At 44.8% G+C, this 17,832-nt stretch carries 17 protein-coding genes; 16 read left to right on the forward strand and 1 reads right to left on the reverse strand.

Annotated elements, in window-relative coordinates; genetic code table 11:
• Window positions 1-113 precede the first annotated feature (113 nt).
• The 3 genes from EKN16_RS03135 to EKN16_RS03145 all read left to right on the forward strand — a co-directional run bounded on the left by EKN16_RS03135 (window position 114) and on the right by EKN16_RS03145 (window position 4,569).
• The gene (locus EKN16_RS03135) at window positions 114-1,460 is read left to right on the forward strand and encodes an Nramp family divalent metal transporter (protein ID WP_125653663.1); all 1,347 of its coding nucleotides are present in this window, start codon (window positions 114-116) and stop codon (window positions 1,458-1,460) included.
• Between the two features lie 203 nt (window positions 1,461-1,663).
• Window positions 1,664-2,971, forward strand: a complete 1,308-nt coding sequence (locus EKN16_RS03140; RefSeq protein WP_125653664.1) for a replication-associated recombination protein A — start codon at window positions 1,664-1,666, stop codon at window positions 2,969-2,971.
• A gap of 251 nt (window positions 2,972-3,222) precedes the next feature.
• The gene (locus tag EKN16_RS03145; protein WP_125653665.1) at window positions 3,223-4,569 is read left to right on the forward strand and encodes a hemolysin family protein; all 1,347 of its coding nucleotides are present in this window, start codon (window positions 3,223-3,225) and stop codon (window positions 4,567-4,569) included.
• 89 nt (window positions 4,570-4,658) lie between these two features.
• On the opposite strand, the gene mnmA is transcribed toward EKN16_RS03145, so the two are convergent.
• Window positions 4,659-5,759, reverse strand: a complete 1,101-nt coding sequence (gene mnmA / locus EKN16_RS03150) for a tRNA 2-thiouridine(34) synthase MnmA (RefSeq protein ID WP_125653666.1) — start codon at window positions 5,757-5,759, stop codon at window positions 4,659-4,661.
• 250 nt (window positions 5,760-6,009) lie between these two features.
• On the opposite strand from mnmA, the gene cymR reads away from it, so the two are divergent.
• The 13 genes from cymR (at window position 6,010) to EKN16_RS03215 (ending at window position 17,628) form a co-directional block, all read left to right on the forward strand.
• Window positions 6,010-6,429 carry a cysteine metabolism transcriptional regulator CymR gene (gene cymR / locus EKN16_RS03155; protein ID WP_125665804.1) on the forward strand — a complete coding sequence of 140 codons (420 nt, stop codon included), beginning with the start codon at window positions 6,010-6,012 and terminating at the stop codon, window positions 6,427-6,429.
• Between the two features lie 53 nt (window positions 6,430-6,482).
• On the forward strand, window positions 6,483-7,637 hold the full coding sequence (locus EKN16_RS03160) for a cysteine desulfurase family protein (RefSeq protein ID WP_125653667.1): 1,155 nt from the start codon (window positions 6,483-6,485) through the stop codon (window positions 7,635-7,637).
• A 15-nt stretch (window positions 7,638-7,652) separates the two neighbouring features.
• On the forward strand, window positions 7,653-8,201 hold the full coding sequence (locus tag EKN16_RS03165) for a PRC-barrel domain-containing protein (RefSeq protein WP_125653668.1): 549 nt from the start codon (window positions 7,653-7,655) through the stop codon (window positions 8,199-8,201).
• Entirely contained in the window at window positions 8,201-8,395 is a 195-nt protein-coding gene (locus tag EKN16_RS03170; protein ID WP_179955590.1) for a hypothetical protein, read from the forward strand. Before EKN16_RS03165 ends, EKN16_RS03170 begins: the two co-directional genes overlap by 1 nt.
• Before the next feature lie 241 nt (window positions 8,396-8,636).
• Window positions 8,637-9,707 (forward strand): AI-2E family transporter, encoded by a 1,071-nt coding sequence (locus EKN16_RS03175; protein ID WP_125653670.1) that lies wholly within the window; start codon window positions 8,637-8,639, stop codon window positions 9,705-9,707.
• Window positions 9,708-10,077: 370 nt separating this feature from the next.
• On the forward strand, window positions 10,078-12,714 hold the full coding sequence (gene alaS / locus EKN16_RS03180; protein WP_125653671.1) for an alanine--tRNA ligase: 2,637 nt from the start codon (window positions 10,078-10,080) through the stop codon (window positions 12,712-12,714).
• Window positions 12,715-12,763: 49 nt separating this feature from the next.
• On the forward strand, window positions 12,764-13,027 hold the full coding sequence (locus tag EKN16_RS03185; RefSeq protein ID WP_125653672.1) for an IreB family regulatory phosphoprotein: 264 nt from the start codon (window positions 12,764-12,766) through the stop codon (window positions 13,025-13,027).
• 27 nt (window positions 13,028-13,054) lie between these two features.
• Window positions 13,055-13,471: a Holliday junction resolvase RuvX gene (ruvX, locus tag EKN16_RS03190; protein WP_125653673.1), complete on the forward strand. Its 417-nt coding sequence runs from the start codon at window positions 13,055-13,057 to the stop codon at window positions 13,469-13,471.
• Between the two features lie 8 nt (window positions 13,472-13,479).
• On the forward strand, window positions 13,480-13,794 hold the full coding sequence (locus EKN16_RS03195; RefSeq protein ID WP_125653674.1) for a DUF1292 domain-containing protein: 315 nt from the start codon (window positions 13,480-13,482) through the stop codon (window positions 13,792-13,794).
• Window positions 13,795-13,829: 35 nt separating this feature from the next.
• A complete protein-coding gene (locus EKN16_RS03200; protein WP_125653675.1) occupies window positions 13,830-14,129 on the forward strand; it encodes a DUF1292 domain-containing protein in 300 nt (99 codons plus the stop codon).
• Between the two features lie 105 nt (window positions 14,130-14,234).
• Window positions 14,235-15,356: an endolytic transglycosylase MltG gene (mltG, locus tag EKN16_RS03205; RefSeq protein WP_232016182.1), complete on the forward strand. Its 1,122-nt coding sequence runs from the start codon at window positions 14,235-14,237 to the stop codon at window positions 15,354-15,356.
• 13 nt (window positions 15,357-15,369) lie between these two features.
• Window positions 15,370-16,335: a peptidase U32 family protein gene (locus tag EKN16_RS03210; RefSeq protein WP_125653676.1), complete on the forward strand. Its 966-nt coding sequence runs from the start codon at window positions 15,370-15,372 to the stop codon at window positions 16,333-16,335.
• Window positions 16,336-16,365: 30 nt separating this feature from the next.
• On the forward strand, window positions 16,366-17,628 hold the full coding sequence (locus EKN16_RS03215; RefSeq protein WP_125665808.1) for a peptidase U32 family protein: 1,263 nt from the start codon (window positions 16,366-16,368) through the stop codon (window positions 17,626-17,628).
• The last annotated feature ends 204 nt before the right edge of the window (window positions 17,629-17,832 follow it).

Raw genomic sequence — 17,832 nt, forward strand, 5'->3', positions numbered from 1 at the left:
TTGACAAACTTTTTTGTATGTGTACAATGAAATTAGGAAACAATGGTTTTGGCCCTGCATACATGTAGGGAGTAGATTTAGAAAATAATGAAGTCAACTAGAGGTGATAAACGATGAGTGAACAGCCAGTTCCAATGTTGGAAGAAAAAGGATGGCGCAAGAAAAGGGTGAATTCAACGCTCCCAGAAGTATATCGGACGATGAAAATACCAAAGACAGGCTCTTGGTTCCGGAAATTTCTTGCTTTTGCAGGGCCTGGATATTTAGTAGCAGTAGGGTATATGGATCCAGGTAACTGGGCAACAGACTTAGCCGGAGGCTCCATGTTCGGTTACACGCTTCTGTCGGTTATTCTTCTTTCCAATTTGATGGCCATCCTTCTGCAAGCGTTAGCCGGTAAACTTGGCATCGTTACTGGACGCGACTTGGCACAGGCTTGCCGAGATCACTACAGTAAACCGGTATCCATGATGCTATGGGTCATGTGTGAGCTCGCGATAGCGGCATGTGATTTGGCAGAGGTCATCGGGGCAGCTATTGCGTTAAATCTCTTATTCAATATACCGCTTATTGCGGGGGTTATTATTACGGTTTTGGATGTTCTCATTCTGCTGCTTCTGCAGAATAAAGGGTTTCGATATATAGAAGCTCTTGTGATCATGCTGATTGTGACGATAGGCGGCTGCTTCCTAGTGGAGATGTTCTTAGCTAAGCCACAGGTCGTTGATGTAATGAAAGGCTTCATTCCAAGCGGAGAAATTGTAACGAATCCTGCGATGCTTTATATTGCAATTGGTATACTGGGTGCAACGGTTATGCCGCATAATCTATATCTGCATTCCTCCATTGTCCAAACTAGGCAATTTGATCAAACGGAGCTCGGTAAACGCCAAGCGATCAAATACTCCACATGGGATTCAACCATTGCTTTGTTCTTTGCCCTATTTATCAATGCGGCTATTCTGATTATTGCAGCCGCAACCTTTCATACGAAAGGGCTCACAGGCGTGGCAGAAATTCAGGAGGCTTACCATCTCCTTGCACCGATGTTAGGAACGAGCGCCGCGAGTATTTTATTCGGAGTTGCACTGCTTGCAGCGGGTCAAAATTCCACTTTAACAGGAACGCTTGCTGGTCAGATTGTTATGGAAGGCTTCCTCAATATACGTCTTCCTGGCTGGATCCGGCGTCTTGTAACACGATTAATTGCCATCATACCTGCTGTTATCGTCACGGCTTTGTATGGACCGAGCGGAACGATGGATCTATTGATATTAAGTCAAGTCATTCTTTCTCTGCAGCTATCATTTGCCGTTATCCCATTGGTTAAATTTACGAGCGATAAGGAAAAGATGGGGAAGTTTGCGAATCCGCTTTGGATGAAAATACTCGCATGGACCGTGGCTGTCATTATTGCAGGATTGAATATTGTCTTACTGATCCAAACCTTTACCCAATAAGAAGCATTGGCTATTTTATATTCCCATACTTAGAAGCCCCTTTCCAAATGACTTGGAAAGGGGCTTTACATTGTGCGTACCTGAGTGTCATAAAGTCATTCTTCAGCAGCATGTCAGGTATCGCGGAACGAGTTTGCTTTGTCCGCTGTGGCGAACGTTTGTGCTTGTGTGGTATGATCCTATAAAAAAGGTAGTGCTGCATAATGGATTTATTCTCGTATCAGGAAGCTTCAGAAGCGCCGCGTGGCAAGCTGCTTGCAGATCGTATGCGTCCTGAAACCATTGATGAATACATTGGTCAGAACATGATTGTGGGGCCTGGCAAGCTGCTTAGACGAGCTATAGAAGCAGATCAAGTTTCATCGATTTTGTTATATGGGCCACCTGGCTGTGGCAAAACAACACTCGCACATATCATTTCCAAACGTACACAAGGTGAATTCGTTAAACTTAATGCCGTCGAAGCATCCGTCAAGGATGTTCGGGCCGTTATAGATCAAGCTCGAATGAATAAGTCCATGTATGGCCGTAAAACGATACTTTTCTTGGATGAGGTTCATCGCTTTAACTCCTCGCGACAAGATGCGCTTTTGCCAGCTGTGGAGCAGGGGATTATCATTTTTATCGGAGCTACGACTGAGAATCCGTTCCACTATGTAAATGGGGCCTTATTATCTCGTTCGACGCTGTTTCAGCTTGAAGCTCTTACATGTGTGGATGCGCTTGAAGCTATGAACCGTGCACTTACGGACTCCGTGCGAGGACTCGGATTTATGGATTTACATATTAATGAAGCAGCGCTGCAGCATATTGCCAATATGGCAGGCGGAGATATTCGCAGAGCGCTTAATGCCCTGGAGCTTGCAGCAGTTACAACACCATCTCAAGCAGATGGCTCAGTGCATGTTACCTTAGAAATCGCTGAAGAATCCATTCGAAAGCCCACCATTCGTGCGGATGAATCCACCCAGTACGATGTCCTGTCTGCCTTTCATAAGAGTGTAAGGGGGTCAAGTGATGCTGCGCTCTTCTGGTTTCTGTATGCGGTTGAGAAGCTGGGTATGGACCCGATGACATTCATTCGGCGTCTAATTGTGGCCTGTAGTGAGGATATTGGTCTTGCGAACCCGCAGGCAATGGTGCAAGCAGTAACGGCAATGGATGCGTATCATAAGATCGGTTGGCCAGAAGCCAAATATAATATGGCACAAGCTATATTATTTGCTGTCGAAAGTCCCAAGTCGAATGCAACTGCAGTCGCAATAGGAAATGTGATGGGAACGATTGAAGCAATCGGCTCAGCCGATGTGCCGCTTCACCTTAGAGATACCCATTATAGTGGTGCAGAAAAGCTTGGTCATATGGGCTACAAGTATCCGCATGATTATCCTGAGCATTATGTAAAACAAGCTTACTTGCCTGAGCGCATTGCGAATAAATCCTTTTATAAGGCATCGGAACAAGGGATGGAGGACAAGATTCGTCACAATCAGGAGCGCAGAAAAAAGTAAATAACAGCGATGATTACACAAAAACGGTAGCAGGAGCTAGCAATCCGTGCATAAAGGGGTACCTTAACGGAATAAACATAATTACAGACCCAAAATGCCCTAATGGCAGGGTTACGTCGTTTGACGTAAAGTTCCGCTTCGACTAATCTAGTATTATAAACATTATTTATAATTTTCATATCCAGAAGGAGGTGCACCTGTCGTTGCTTTGGTCGTCTACAAACGACAAGTGGCAGACAGGGAATCGTTAAATGAGTGACCCGTTACCCATATTGATGAATGGTATTTTGATTTTGCTGCTCGTCTTCTTGAATGGCTTTTTCGTTGCCGCAGAGTTTGCAATGGTGAAAGTGAGAAGTAGTCGTATAGACCTGCTTGTTTCGGACGGTAATACCCGTGCGCGGTTTGCCTTAATGTTGACTAACAACCTGGATGCTTATCTATCCGCATGTCAACTAGGTATTACACTCGCTTCTCTTGGTCTTGGTTGGATCGGAGAACCGGCGATTAAAGACTTGATTGAGCCTTTACTGCTCAAGCTTGGTTCTAATGAAGCCGTGATCGAGACGATTTCCTTCATCATCGCATTCTCCATTATTACTCTCCTGCACATTGTGCTTGGTGAGTTGGCTCCGAAGACAATTGCTATTCGCAAATCGGAAGACGTCACGATGTGGACTGCTATTCCACTCATCGTGTTTCGCAAAATAATGTATCCATTCATCTGGTTTCTTAATGGCACGGCCAATTTTCTGCTTAATCGAATTGGTATAGAACCGGCCTCTGAGCATGATTCCGCACATACAGAGGAAGAAATACGGATTTTGATGAAAGAAAGTCACAAATCTGGTCTTATTGATAATACAGAATTAACGCTTGTGGACAATATATTTGATTTTGCTGAAACGCATGCGAGAGAGATTATGATTCCTCGGACCGAAATGGTATGTCTGTATGCCAACCTTTCATTCGAAGAAAATAAGGCAATTGCTCTCAAAGAAATGTTAACCCGATATCCGGTATGTAATGGGGATAAGGATAACATTATCGGTTTTGTTCATATCAAGGATATGCTTAAGGTATCAGGTATGGTTGGAGCCGATCTTCGCCAAATCACACGTCCGATGACGACAGTGCCAGATTCTATGCAGATCAGCTCCTTGCTAAAGCTAATGCAGAAGAAGAAGACACAAATTGCTATTCTAATTGATGAGTATGGTGGCACCTCAGGACTGGTTACACTTGAGGATATTATGGAAGAGATCGTTGGAGAAATTCAAGATGAATTTGATGAGGAACGTGCTGATATCGAGCTTCGGGACGATGATTCTCATTCCATCAACGGACTTATGCTTATTCAAGAAGTGAATAGTTATTTCGGCTCGGACATTGAGAGTGATGATTATGATACGATTGGCGGATGGATGTATGCTCAGATTGAAATTACGCCAACGCAGGATCAAATCGTGTACCATCCTGGTGGCTTTGAATTTATAGTCGAGGAAACCGATCATTTGCGCATTTCTAGGATTACGTTAAGAAAACGAATGCCAGCTGAGAGGCAGCAGCAAGAAGAGCTTCGAGCTGATGCAGGTTAACAGGTAGATGAAACGCACTTATAACCTATGCTTGTAATAAAATAGAAGCCGTCTTGTCCACTTAGGACATAGACGGCTTCTATTTATTATTAATTTTGATGAACGATGTCGATCGTTCCGCCACCTAAACAAATATCACCCTCGTAGAATACAACGGCTTGACCTGGCGTGATCGCCTTCTGTGGGTTATCAAAGATAACTTCAGCCGTTGTGCCATCCGCGCTGAACGTCAAGTTCACGCCTTGATCCGGTTGGCGATAGCGGAATTTAGCCGTACATTTGAAAGGGGCTGTGGGCTTCACTGGTGAGATCCAATTGATTCCTGTTGCGGTTAGACTTGTGGAATACATACTTGGATGCTTGTCGCCTTGGACGACATACAGAATATTTTCCTTTAAGTCCTTCGCTGTTACAAACCAAGGCTCGCCGTTACCAGAGCCGCCAATACCAAGTCCTTGGCGCTGACCAAGCGTGTAATACATGAGACCGTCGTGGCGACCTTTAGTCTCGCCGGTCTCGATATCAATCATATCTCCAGGCTGTGCCGGCAAATAGCCGCTAAGAAATTGTTTGAAATTACGTTCCCCAATGAAACAAACACCGGTGCTGTCTTTTTTCTTAGCTGTTGCCAGTCCAAATTCTTCGGCAATCCGTCTTACTTCTGGCTTGGGCAAGTGACCAATGGGGAACATCGCCATAGCAAGCTGATCCTGGTTAAGTGCATGAAGGAAATAAGTCTGATCCTTATTGGAATCTTCCCCTCGAAGCAATTTGGTTTCTCCATCTGCTGTGCGTTCTACGCGGGCATAATGACCTGTGGCGAGATAATCAGCTCCCAGATCGATTGCTTTACGCAGAAAGTCACCAAACTTGATCTCACGGTTACACATGACGTCTGGATTCGGCGTTCGGCCAAGGCGGTACTCGTCCAGAAAGTAAGCGAAAACCTTCTCAAAATAAGCTTTCTCAAAGTTCACCGTATAATAGGGGATACCGATCTGATCACAGACACGGCGTACATCTTCCGCATCCTCATCAGCCGTACATTGGCCGAACTCATCTGTATCGTCCCAGTTTTTCATAAAGATACCGATTACGTCATAGCCTTGCTGCTTTAGCAGAAGAGCTGTAACGGAAGAATCTACGCCGCCGGACATTCCGACTACAACACGCGTTTTTGCGTTACTCATAACAATACACCACCTTGATTGATACACAATAAAACGTGGATTTCACTTCATTAGCGAAAAATACACGCTTGAGTTTCTCTATTGTAGCATAGTTTGAACAAAATTTTTATGAAAAAGACAAGCTTTTTCACCATAATCGTCGACAATATGTTAACATAGATATGATATGGGAATACAATGATTTAGATGCTTGACCGCAAGTCACAACTCTTAAATGAGATTTAGTTTCTTTGGAGAAGAGGTGTCCGAGTTGAAAATATCAACCAAAGGCCGTTACGGCTTGACAATTATGATGGAATTAGCAGTTAAATTTGGCGAAGGACCTACATCGCTGAAAAGTATTGCAGAACGTAATCAATTATCGGAGCACTATTTAGAACAGCTGATAGCGCCTTTGCGTAATGCGGGTCTTGTGAAAAGTGTTCGCGGTGCATACGGTGGATATATTCTTTCACATGAACCCGAGACGATTACAGCAGGGGATGTCATTCGTATTCTCGAAGGGCCAATTTCGCCTGTCGACTTTACCGAAGAGGATGACCCGGCCAAACGCAACCTATGGCTGAGGATTCGTGATAGCATTGCAAGCGTACTGGATTCGACGACGTTAGCTGATCTTGTCTCTTACAAAGAAGAGGGTCAATTAGACTCTTACATGTTCTATATCTAAGCCGAATCCATATTCGTTAGTATGGATTTATGAATGAATAAGGATGATTAATCATGACAAACAACTATTTTGATCATGCGGCTTCTGCGCCGATGCATCCAGATGTGGCAAAGGCAATGATGGATGTTCTCACCAAAACGGTTGGCAATGCTTCCAGCGTTCATCGTTTTGGTCGCGAAGCTCGCCAGCTTATTAATCAAGCTCGAGACAGTATTGCAGCTGGAATTGGCTGCAGCTCCTCTGAGCTTATATTTACATCAGGCGGAACAGAAAGCGACAATGCTGCTATAGTTGGTATTGCCAAAGCATGCCGTAAGCGAGGTAAAACTCACATTATTACATCCGCGGTTGAACATCACGCCGTCCTTCATACATGCGAAGCACTTGAGCGGGAAGGCTTCAGGCTAACCGTACTTCCGGTAGATGAGTTTGGTCGAGTAACTCCCGCCGATGTGGAAGCTGCCATTAGACCTGATACCGCACTAATCAGCATCATGTACGCCAACAATGAGACCGGAACGATACAACCGATTGAAGAGATCGGTTGTATCGCCCGGTCTAATGCTGTCTTTTTTCATGTTGACGCGGTTCAGGCTCTTGGATTGCTTCCTATCGATTTACGATCGCTGCCAGTTGATTTGATGAGTTTCTCCGCGCACAAAATAAACGGACCTCAAGGTGTAGGCGCACTATACATTAAAAAGCAGATTCCGTTTGAGCCTTTGCTATACGGGGGTCAACAAGAGCGTAAACGTCGTGCTGGAACTGAAAATGTGGCTGGAATCATTGGATTTGCCAAAGCGTTTGAACTTTCTGTGAATTTCATGCCAGAACGGAAACTTTTCTTGGATAAGCTTCGTTATACATGGATAGATAGGTTGCAACAATTAGTCGGTGCTGAAGACCTAATCTTGAATGGGCATAAGGCGGAAAGACTTCCTCACATTGTGAACCTTAGCTTTATTGGCGTGGATACTGAGACGCTGTTAATGAATCTTGATCTGGAAGGTATAGCGGCTTCCAGCGGGTCAGCCTGTACAGCAGGTGCCCTTGAACCCTCTCATGTGCTGCGTGCTATGGGAATATCTCAAGAACGAATCTCATCCGCTGTTCGTTTTAGCTTTGGTTTGGGGAATACTATGGAGGAGATCGAACAAGCGGCAAAAAAAGTTGCAACTTTTATAAACCGTGTTCGTAATAATTCCTAGGAGGACATCCTACCAGTGATAAGACTCCAGCAGGTGATTGGACTTCCTGTGATTGAAATGAGTGCCGGCAAACATGTCGGACATGTTAAAGATGCTTGGTTTGACGAACATTGGCAGCTGGACGGTATTGTATTGGATGCCGGCAGACGGTTTCTAACAGCAATGAAAGCAGTCCTTTGGAGTGACGTGCTCATTTGCGGGGACGACGCGGTTCTCATTATGAATGAAGCCTCGATTCGTAGGACAAAGATAGCCGAAGTACAGCGTTCTTTTCAAACCGGGACCATACGATTGAAGGATTTACCCATCGTAACGGAGCATGGTGAACAACTTGGCCGCGTGTCAGATGTTTATTTTGACGATTTACAGGGTACACAAATAGTAGGTTATGAATTGACAGATGGTTTTATAGCGGATTTGATGGAAGGACGCAAATGGCTTCCTGTTCCGCTCAATACCGATGATGTCATGCTTGGAGAAGATGCGATAATTGTTCCGGCCGGCAGTGAAGCACGTTTGGAACCAGTCGCCGCTTCTGATTCGGATATAGGGAGAAATGTATAATGAAATGCCCAAATTGTAATTCGAAGGATATTGGAAAAATCGGATCCCACCAGTACTATTGTTGGGGCTGCTTCATTGAACTTACTGTGAATGGAGAAAAGATGTCTGTCTATCAAGTGGAAGAAGACGGCACTTTAAGCTCACTTGATGATTTGTTCTTTGAGGATGAAATGCCTCAGATTCATGCAAACTAATCAAAAGTAAAAAACGTTGCTATTCCATAAAGGAGAAGCAGCGTTTTTTATATTGAAGGGGACGATTAAGCATTCGCGTAATCGTCTTTTTTGTTGTGAGCCAATCGTTTAGGAACACTTGTTGTAGGGATGATTTGCCCTACTTGTACATATACTGAAACAAATGAAGAGCCGGACGACCTGTCTAATGACATTAGGGGGATGTATCGGACAAGAATCTGCGGGATTAGGGGGAAAAGCCGTGGAACGGTTTACCAAAAGTCGATTGTTTGCTTGGCTGATCTATCTAATTCTTGGACTCATTTCTATGTACCTGCTGCTTTTGCTTAAGCCAGTAATCGTTCAAATTTATATATTTCTACGCTCAGTGTTTGCTCCTTTTCTCATTGCCATGATTATTTCGTATGTCCTCAATCCAATCGTTAGCTTATTGAATGACAGAAAGGTACCTCGGACGATAGCTGTTCTGCTTATCTACGCTGTGTTCTGTGCATCTCTGACTGTTATACTCATGAATGCGATTCCAATGTTCCTTGAACAGCTGGATGAGCTTAACCGACATATGCCGGATTTCACAATGAAGGCGCAGAGCATCGTGAACGATCTGAACAATTCCTCTTTCTTGCCTGAGAGTATTCGCGAGGGGATCAATAAGTCGCTGTATAAACTGGAGAAGCAAGCATCGGAATCGATATTTGATTTTATTAATAATATTGGAGCGATGATTAATTTTGTGTTTATCGCATTCATCATCCCTTTTCTGGCTTTTTACATTTTGAAGGACTTTGAAGTGTTCGAACGTACACTATTGACTTACGTACCGAAATCGCATCGCAAGCATGCGGTTCGCCTGCTTAAGGATGTTGATCATGCTCTGGGCAGCTACATTCGAGGACAATTCCTAGTATGTCTAATCGTCGGGATACTTGCTTATATCGGTTACGTGATTATTGGGATGCCATATCCACTTTTATTGGCAAGTGTCGTAGCAGTTACGAACATCATTCCATACCTTGGCCCTTTCTTTGGTGCAGCACCTGCGCTTGTGATGGCCACTACGATTTCGTTCAAAATGATGCTAATGGTTGTCATTGTAAACACAGCGTGTCAGATTCTTGAGAGCAACGTTATCTCCCCTCAGGTCGTAGGGCGGACGCTGCATATGCATCCCCTTTCGATCATCTTTGCCCTTTTAGTGGGGGGCGAGATTGCGGGCATTGTGGGCATGATTTTGGCGGTGCCGATATTTGCCGCTGTCAAAGTCATCATCCAGCATGTGTTCGCTTATTATGTTAGAAGAAAGACCATTTGACATTGCCCTATAGGTGTAGATATACTGATGATAATTATTTCAATTGCATGACATAAATCGTGGATGAAACTGAAGTACGGCATAGCCCTCCAGATCAGAGAAGGAATTTCTTCGTGGTGGTCCATACTATCACGTTGGCTGAGAAAATTCTTATGGTGAAGAATGCTCGGAAGCTAGTTTCGGAGTGTGAATTAAATTCATCGGTGAGGCCCGTTAGAGCCTGTTTGAGGAGATTGCCAATGGGGGAGAAGGCGAAGTTATACAACAGCCTATTCCAACTATGCAATAACCAGGGTGGTACCGCGAATGATTCGTCCCTGTTTTTAGGGGCGTTTTTTTTATTTTTTCAACTAATGGAGGTTTGAACCCTATGAAAGCAAGTGAAATCCGTTCCAAGTGGCTTACCTTTTTCGAAAGTAAAGGTCACATTATTGAACCAAGTGCTTCTCTTGTACCTCACAACGATCCTTCGCTGCTATGGATTAATGCTGGGATGGCACCGCTTAAGGCTTACTTTGACGGCCGAGTGAAGCCTGAGAATCCGCGTATTGCTAACTCCCAGAAATGCATTCGTACGAATGATATCGAGAATGTAGGTAAGACTCGGCGCCATCATACCTTCTTTGAAATGCTCGGTAACTTTTCTATAGGCGATTATTTTAAAGAAGAAATTATTACATGGGCATGGGAATTCATGACAGATCCGAAGTGGATTGGCTTTGATCCGAACCGTCTATCTGTCACTGTATACCCAGAAGACGAAGAGGCATACCGTTTTTGGAATGAGAAGATCGGTCTCCCAGCAGAGCGAATTTATAAGCTTGAAGAGAATTTCTGGGATATCGGCGAAGGCCCTTGTGGACCGTGTACAGAGATATTTTATGATCGTGGAGACAAATATGGTGACCTGAGCGATCCTGAATGTTGGCCTGGCGGAGAAAATGAACGGTTCCTTGAAGTATGGAACCTGGTGTTTTCGCAATATAATCATAATAAAGACGGAAGCTACACGCCGCTGCCTAATAAAAACATTGATACAGGTGCCGGACTTGAGCGGTTTGCCTCCATTTTGCAGGATGTGGATTCGAACTTCGACACGGATCTATTTCAGCCGCTCATCTTGCAAACGAGTGAGATAACCGGTTTTAAGTATCATGTTAACGAGGAGCATGATATTGCTTTCAAAGTTATCGCTGACCATATACGTACGGTGGCATTCGCGGTAGGTGATGGTGTAATGCCTTCAAATGAAGGCAGAGGCTATGTCATCCGTCGTCTACTGAGACGTGCAGTGCGTTATGGAAAAACGCTTGGTATAGATCGTCCTTTCCTTCATGAGCTGGTTAAGGTAGTTGGCGATATTATGGGCGGTTACTATCCAGAAGTGGTAGAGAAACGCGAATTCATCGAGAAAGTTATTCGGACCGAAGAGGAACGTTTCCATGAGACGCTGTCAGATGGACTTGCACTGCTTGCTGATCTCGTTACGGGAGCTCGTTCGGCAGGTCAGCTGCAAATAAGTGGGCAAGATGCTTTCAAGCTGTATGATACATTTGGTTTCCCGTTCGACCTTACAGAGGACTATGCTTCAGAGCATGGGATGACAGTGGATCGCCCTGGCTTTGATTCAGCCATGGAAGAGCAGCGTGAGCGGGCTCGTGCAGCTCGTCAGGATACGGGCAGTATGAATGTGCAGGGCGGAGCGCTTGCTGATTTTACAACGAAGTCAGCATTCATCGGTTATGAAGATTTGGTTACCGAAGGCGCATCAATAATTGCCATCATAGATGGGGATGCTCTTGTAGATACGGCAGCTGAAGGAAGCAAGCTTCTGATTGTCCTAGACCGTACTCCATTCTATGCTGAAAGTGGTGGACAAGTCGGGGATAGTGGTATTATTACAGGTCAGGGATTCACATTATCTGTAGAAAATGTGACAAAAGCTCCTCATGGTCAACCTGTGCATCATGCGACTGTGACAAGTGGAACTGTACATGTGGGTGATCTTGTACAAGCCGCCGTAACGACGCAAACTCGGGAAGATACGATCAAGAATCACACGGCAACGCATTTGCTTCATCGTGCGCTTAAAGATGTCCTCGGTGAACATGTTAACCAGGCGGGTTCATTGGTAGAACCGGATCGATTGCGGTTTGACTTCTCCCATTTCGGAAGTATCAGTGCTGAAGAGTTGGTGGATATTGAACGCCGGGTGAACGAGCAGATTTGGCGAGGTACGCAGCTCACTATCGGGTACAAATCACTAGCTGAAGCTAAAGCAATGGGAGCTATGGCGTTATTCGGCGAGAAGTACGGTGATATCGTGCGCGTTGTACAAGTAGGTGATTACAGTCTAGAGCTCTGTGGGGGCTGTCATGTTACGAATACAGCTCAAATCGGTCTCTTTAAGCTAATAGGTGAAAGTGGGATCGGCTCAGGAGTTCGCCGAATTGAAGCCGTTACGGGGCGCAATGCTTATCTTTATATGGAGGGTCAGCTGGAGCTCCTCAAACAGGCTGCAGCTCTGTTGAAAGCAAATGTGAGTGACGTTCCTAAGCGAATTGAGTCGCTATATCAGCAGGTGAAGGATCTGGGGCGTGAGAATGAATCGCTTCAAGGCAAGCTGAGCCGTATTGAGGCAGGCTCGCTGGAATCACAAGCCAAGACGATCAATGGTATTACCGTTTTATCCGCAGAGGTTCAAGCACCGAATATGGATGCTTTACGTGGGATCGTAGATGAGTTGAAAGCTAAGCTAACAGATGCAATTATTGTGCTTGGAGCTGTTGCTGAGGATAAAGTTAATCTTGTAGTTGCTGTATCTCCTGGGCTTGTTAAGCAAGGTTTCAATGCCGGAAAAATCATCAAAGAAGCGGCAGCTGCTTGCGGTGGTGGAGGCGGAGGTCGTCCTGATATGGCTCAAGCAGGAGGCAAGGATCCTGCCAAATTGAAGGAAGCTCTGCAAATTGCCGAAATGCTGGTTCTAACACAGGCAAATGTGATATGATACAGGTATATTAAGGCTGTTAAACGGCTTGGAAAGTGAGGTGCTGGCGATGAATTCCATGGATAAGACAATGAAGTTTGACGTGAAGGCGGAAGGAGTGGAAACTTCTTCGAGAGAAATTATGTTATCAGTCTATGATGCATTGCTCGAGAAAGATTACAATCCGATCAACCAGATTGTTGGCTATTTGTTGTCGGGAGATCCCGCGTACATTCCACGGCACAACAACGCCAGAAGTTTAATTCGCAGAAAGGAACGAGACGAGTTGATTGAAGAGCTCGTACGCTCCTATTTAAGTCAGCACCGCAACTAAACCTTTGAGAAATGAGGCCGCCTTACAATGCGTCTTATGGGATTGGATTACGGTGACCGTAGAATCGGTGTAGCCGTCAGCGACGCGTTTGGCTGGACCGCGCAAGGGCTTGGAATCGTGGAGAAACGACGCGATAACAGCGAGGTTGAAGCGATTGAAAAGCTGGTTAAAGAGCATGAAGTAAGTGAAATTGTAGTCGGTTTACCGAAGAACATGAATGGCACCATCGGTCCGCGTGGCGAAATTTGCATCGCATTCGCACAAAATTTGCAGCAAAAACTTAATGTACCCGTACACCTTTGGGACGAACGGCTAACGACCGTTGCCGCTGAGCGAACGCTTATAGAGGCAGACGTTAGCCGTAAGAAGCGAAAGTTAGTGGTGGACAAAATGGCGGCAGCGCTCATTTTGCAAAATTATCTCGATTCTAAAACGAAAAGGTGAGGGTAACGATGACAAAGGACGACATGCAGTACGAAGAGCCAGAAATCATCTACATTCCGGATGAAGACGGTAATGAAGAAGAATTCGAGGTTGTCATGAAGTTTGAAGTAGACGGCTCCGATCAGAAATATATGATGGTCGTTCCGCTTAATACCGATTCTTCAGAAGAAGAAGAGGATGAGGAAGCAGACGAGGTTTACGCTTTCCGTTATGAAGAGGAAGGCGATGATCTGAAATTGTATACGATTGAAAATGAAGAAGAGTGGAATATGGTTGAAGAGACATTCAATACCCTTCTTGCGGAAATCGACGAAACCGAGTAATGGGTTAGTCAATTGGACGAAAGGAGAGCAACAACATGTCTGAAGTAGAACGTATTTCGGTTTTGAAGCCTGTTTATGGCGCTGAGGTTGAGTTAGTCGGAGATGAAGGCGAATCAGAACCTTATCATATTATCGCCGAGTATCGTATTGGTGATCAGGCTTATGCAGGTTTGCAGTCGGTATCCATGCGTAAGCAGGATGAAGTTGCTTTTTTCCGTGTCTTAATAAGCGAAGATACCGAACCGGAGCTTGAGTCCATTGAGGATGAAGACGAGTGGGAAACTGTAGCTGAAGCCTTTGATGATTTGATGTTTGAAGGCGAAGAACAACCCTAAGCTTTGTTTGTCGGATAATTAAGTGAGATAACTGTATAGAAGTACGGTGGGGCGGCTCAGACCGCCCTTTTTCCGTGCTAATTTAGAAATGGAGGATGCATACGCTTGGATCACTCACAGCACCAGCCGGTAGAAGGCAAGCCGGAAGACAACGTAATTCGCCCGGCAGGGCCACGGCGCGGCCGTATTACTTTATGGGTTATAGTAACCCTTTTTGGCCTAATGATTATATTTGCGGCAGGTATTGCCTTCTACATCTGGAACGGCTTAAAACCCACATCCTCGGGCGAAGTCAAACAAATCGAACTGAAAAAAGGAATGTCTCCTTTTCAGTTAGCTGAAGAGCTGGAGAATCAAGGTATTATCAGAAATGCATTTATTTTTAAATATTATTTGCGTTATAAGAATGAAGGAGCGCGTTTTCAAGCGGGCGTATATGATCTGCAGCCGGGTATGGATAAGGATGCAATTATTGCTAAATTTAACAGCGGTGAGACATTGAAGTCGGAGACGATCCGATTCACGATACCGGAGGGCTACACAGTAGAGCAAATAGCTGACACGCTTGCCAAAGCGGGTTATGTAGATAAAGAGGCGTTCATTAAGCTTGCAGATACAGACCGAACTTGGGGTGATGCGGAGGCAGTCCGTCTTCTGCCGAAGAAGGCTGAACTTCGTCATCGGCTTGAAGGGTATCTTTTCCCAGAGACCTATGAATTAGAGAAAGGCAGCAAGCCAGAAGATATCATCATCCGAATGCTGCAAGAGCTTGACCATAAGCTAGAAAAACTTCCTGATAATTGGGAAGAGGCAATGACAGAACGTAAAATGGATTTCCCTTCGATTATGACCATTGCTTCCCTTATTGAACGTGAGGCTGTTGTGGACGAGGAACGTCCAATCATTGCAGGTATCATCTATAATCGATTGGAGAAAGGGATGCCGCTGCAAATTGATGCAACGGTACAATATTCCCTCGATAAACCAAAGGAACGGCTGTATGATAAGGATTTGAAGGTGGACAGCCCCTATAACACCTACCGGATAAAAGGTCTTCCACCCGGACCTATTGCTTCACCAAGCTTAAAGTCCATTGAAGCAGCCTTATTCCCAGAGAAAACCGATTACTTCTACTATGTAACCAAAAAGGATGGCAGTCATAAACATTTATTTGCCCAAACCTTGAAGGAACATAATCGCAATATTGAGAAAAGTAACCAAAATTAAGGAGGCGTAAGCGATGACAACGAAGCCAGAGCTGTTAGCTGGAGCAGCTTCACTTGAGGAAATCGAGCGGCTGATCAGTGCGGGTGCAGATGCATTCGTAATCGGTGAATCGCGTTACGGGATGCGATTGCCTGGGAATTTTGACAGCAATCAAATAAGTGAAGCAGTCAAGATCGCTAAACCGCATGGTGTGCGAATATATGCAGCGCTTAATAATTTAATGGATAACGAGACTGTGAAGACATTGCCGGGTTATATCCAAGAACTATCTGACGCAGGTGTTGATGGCATCGTTTTTGGTGATCCAGCTGTCCTCATGACTGTTCGCAGTATAGCCCCTGAAATGAAGCTGCATTGGAATGCAGAGATGACCTCAACTAATTACGAAACTGCGAATTACTGGGGTAGACGGGGTGCAGCAAGATTTGTACTAGCCCGCGAGCTTAATATGGAGCAGGTATTGGAAACGAAGGCACATACCGATCTTGAAATTCAAGTACAGGTTCACGGATTAACCAACATTTATCATTCCAAGAGACCGCTTGTTCATAACTATCTGGACCATCACGAGAAGTCAGAACGCACACCTCTTACACATGAGTTGGAAACATCGACGCAGCCGAGAGGGAAGATTGAAGATGGGCTCTATCTGATTGAGATGGAGCGGCCTGATGAACGCTTCCCTATTTATGAGGATAGCAATGGTACACATATAATGAGCTCGGATGATTTGTGCATGTTAGAGAATTTACATGAACTAATGGAAGTAGGAATCCATAGCTTCAAGATTGAGACGCTGTTAAAATCAATAGCGTACAATGAAGTGGTCATTCGTTCTTACCGAGCAGCGATAGACGCATATTTTGCAGATCCGGAAGGTTATTCGTTCCGTGAAGAATGGCTTGATGCCATTACGGCCGTTCAGGATCCTGCTCGTGAGCTTTCGTTCGGATTCTTTTATAAGGAACAGGTTTATTAGTCATTCGGATTTATTGGAGGTGTATATGTGATGCGTACAGAAACTTCTCCCCGTTATAGTGGGAAAAGGCATCGGCTTGCAAAACCGGAGCTGCTAGCCCCTGCGGGTAATTTGGAAAAATTAAAATTTGCTGTCCATTATGGTGCAGATGCAGTATATATAGGTGGGCAGAAATACGGACTGCGCTCGAACGCGGATAACTTCAGCTTTGAAGAAATGAAGGAAGGCGTTGAGTTTGCAAGCCGCTATGGTGCAAAGGTGTTTGTTGCCACAAATATTTATGCTCATAATGAAGACATCGCTGGGCTTGAGGACTATTTGCGCAGCCTGCAGGATGCTGGTATTGCCGCTATTATTGCTGCTGATCCCGTTATCATCGAGACAGCTCAGCGGGTGGCACCGAAGCTGGAAGTTCATTTGAGCACACAGCAATCGACTTTGAATTGGCAGGCTGTACAGTTCTGGAAAGAAGAACAAATCCCTCGTGTTGTATTGGCTCGTGAGGTCAGCTTGGAGGAAATAGCAGAGATTAAAGCGCATGTTGACATCGAAATCGAAGCGTTTATCCATGGGGCAATGTGCTCCTCATTCTCTGGTCGATGCGTACTGTCCAATCACTTTACGGATCGCGATTCCAATCGTGGAGGCTGCTCACAATCCTGCCGATGGAAATACGATATCTTTGAAGAAGACATGCCGATGTTTAAGCCCGAAGAAGACAAATTCACGATGGGTTCCAAAGACTTGTGTATGTTAGAAAATATTCCTGATTTAATTGAGGTGGGCGTTGACTCATTCAAAATAGAGGGTCGCATGAAAAGCCTCCATTATGTTGCAACGGTTGTTAATGCTTATCGACAAGCTATTGACTCGTATATGGCTGATCCGGAGCATTATGAGCTTAAGCAAGTGTGGCTGGATGATATCCAGAAAGCAGCGAATCGACCGTTGAATACAGGGTTTTTCTATGATACACCAGGATCTGAAGATCATATTTATGAGCCGGAGGAGAAGCTGGCACCTTATGATTTTGCTGGCGTTGTCCTCTCGTATGATCCGCAGACAGAACTAGCTGTAGTTCAGCAGCGTAACCATTTCAAGCCTGGGCAAGAAGTTGAGTTCTTTGGCCCTCAAGGGACGTTCTTTAAACAAACAGTTGGTGATTTAACAGATACGCAAGGGAATGCACTTGATGCAGCTCGACACCCCTTGCAGTCAATCGTTATCAAAACCGACTTTCCTGTAAAGCCGATGGATATGATGCGTAAACGAGTTCGTCTCGAGAAGAAATAAAAGTATAAGTCATTAGTCCTAGAGCTTCCTGATCAGTATGAGATCAGGAAGTTTTTTTTGTGGGCATTTTTCTTGATGTTATAACAAATGCGGATTGAATTACCGATATATAGGATGTTGCACGTTAAAAAGTGATTAAGAAAGTAATGGGACTATGGAGTAATTAGGTATATTCAGCTATTAGATAGCACTAGCTGGATGAAC

Origin of the sequence: Paenibacillus baekrokdamisoli (assembly GCF_003945345.1) — a bacterium.
GTDB lineage: Bacteria > Bacillota > Bacilli > Paenibacillales > Paenibacillaceae > Paenibacillus_Z > Paenibacillus_Z baekrokdamisoli.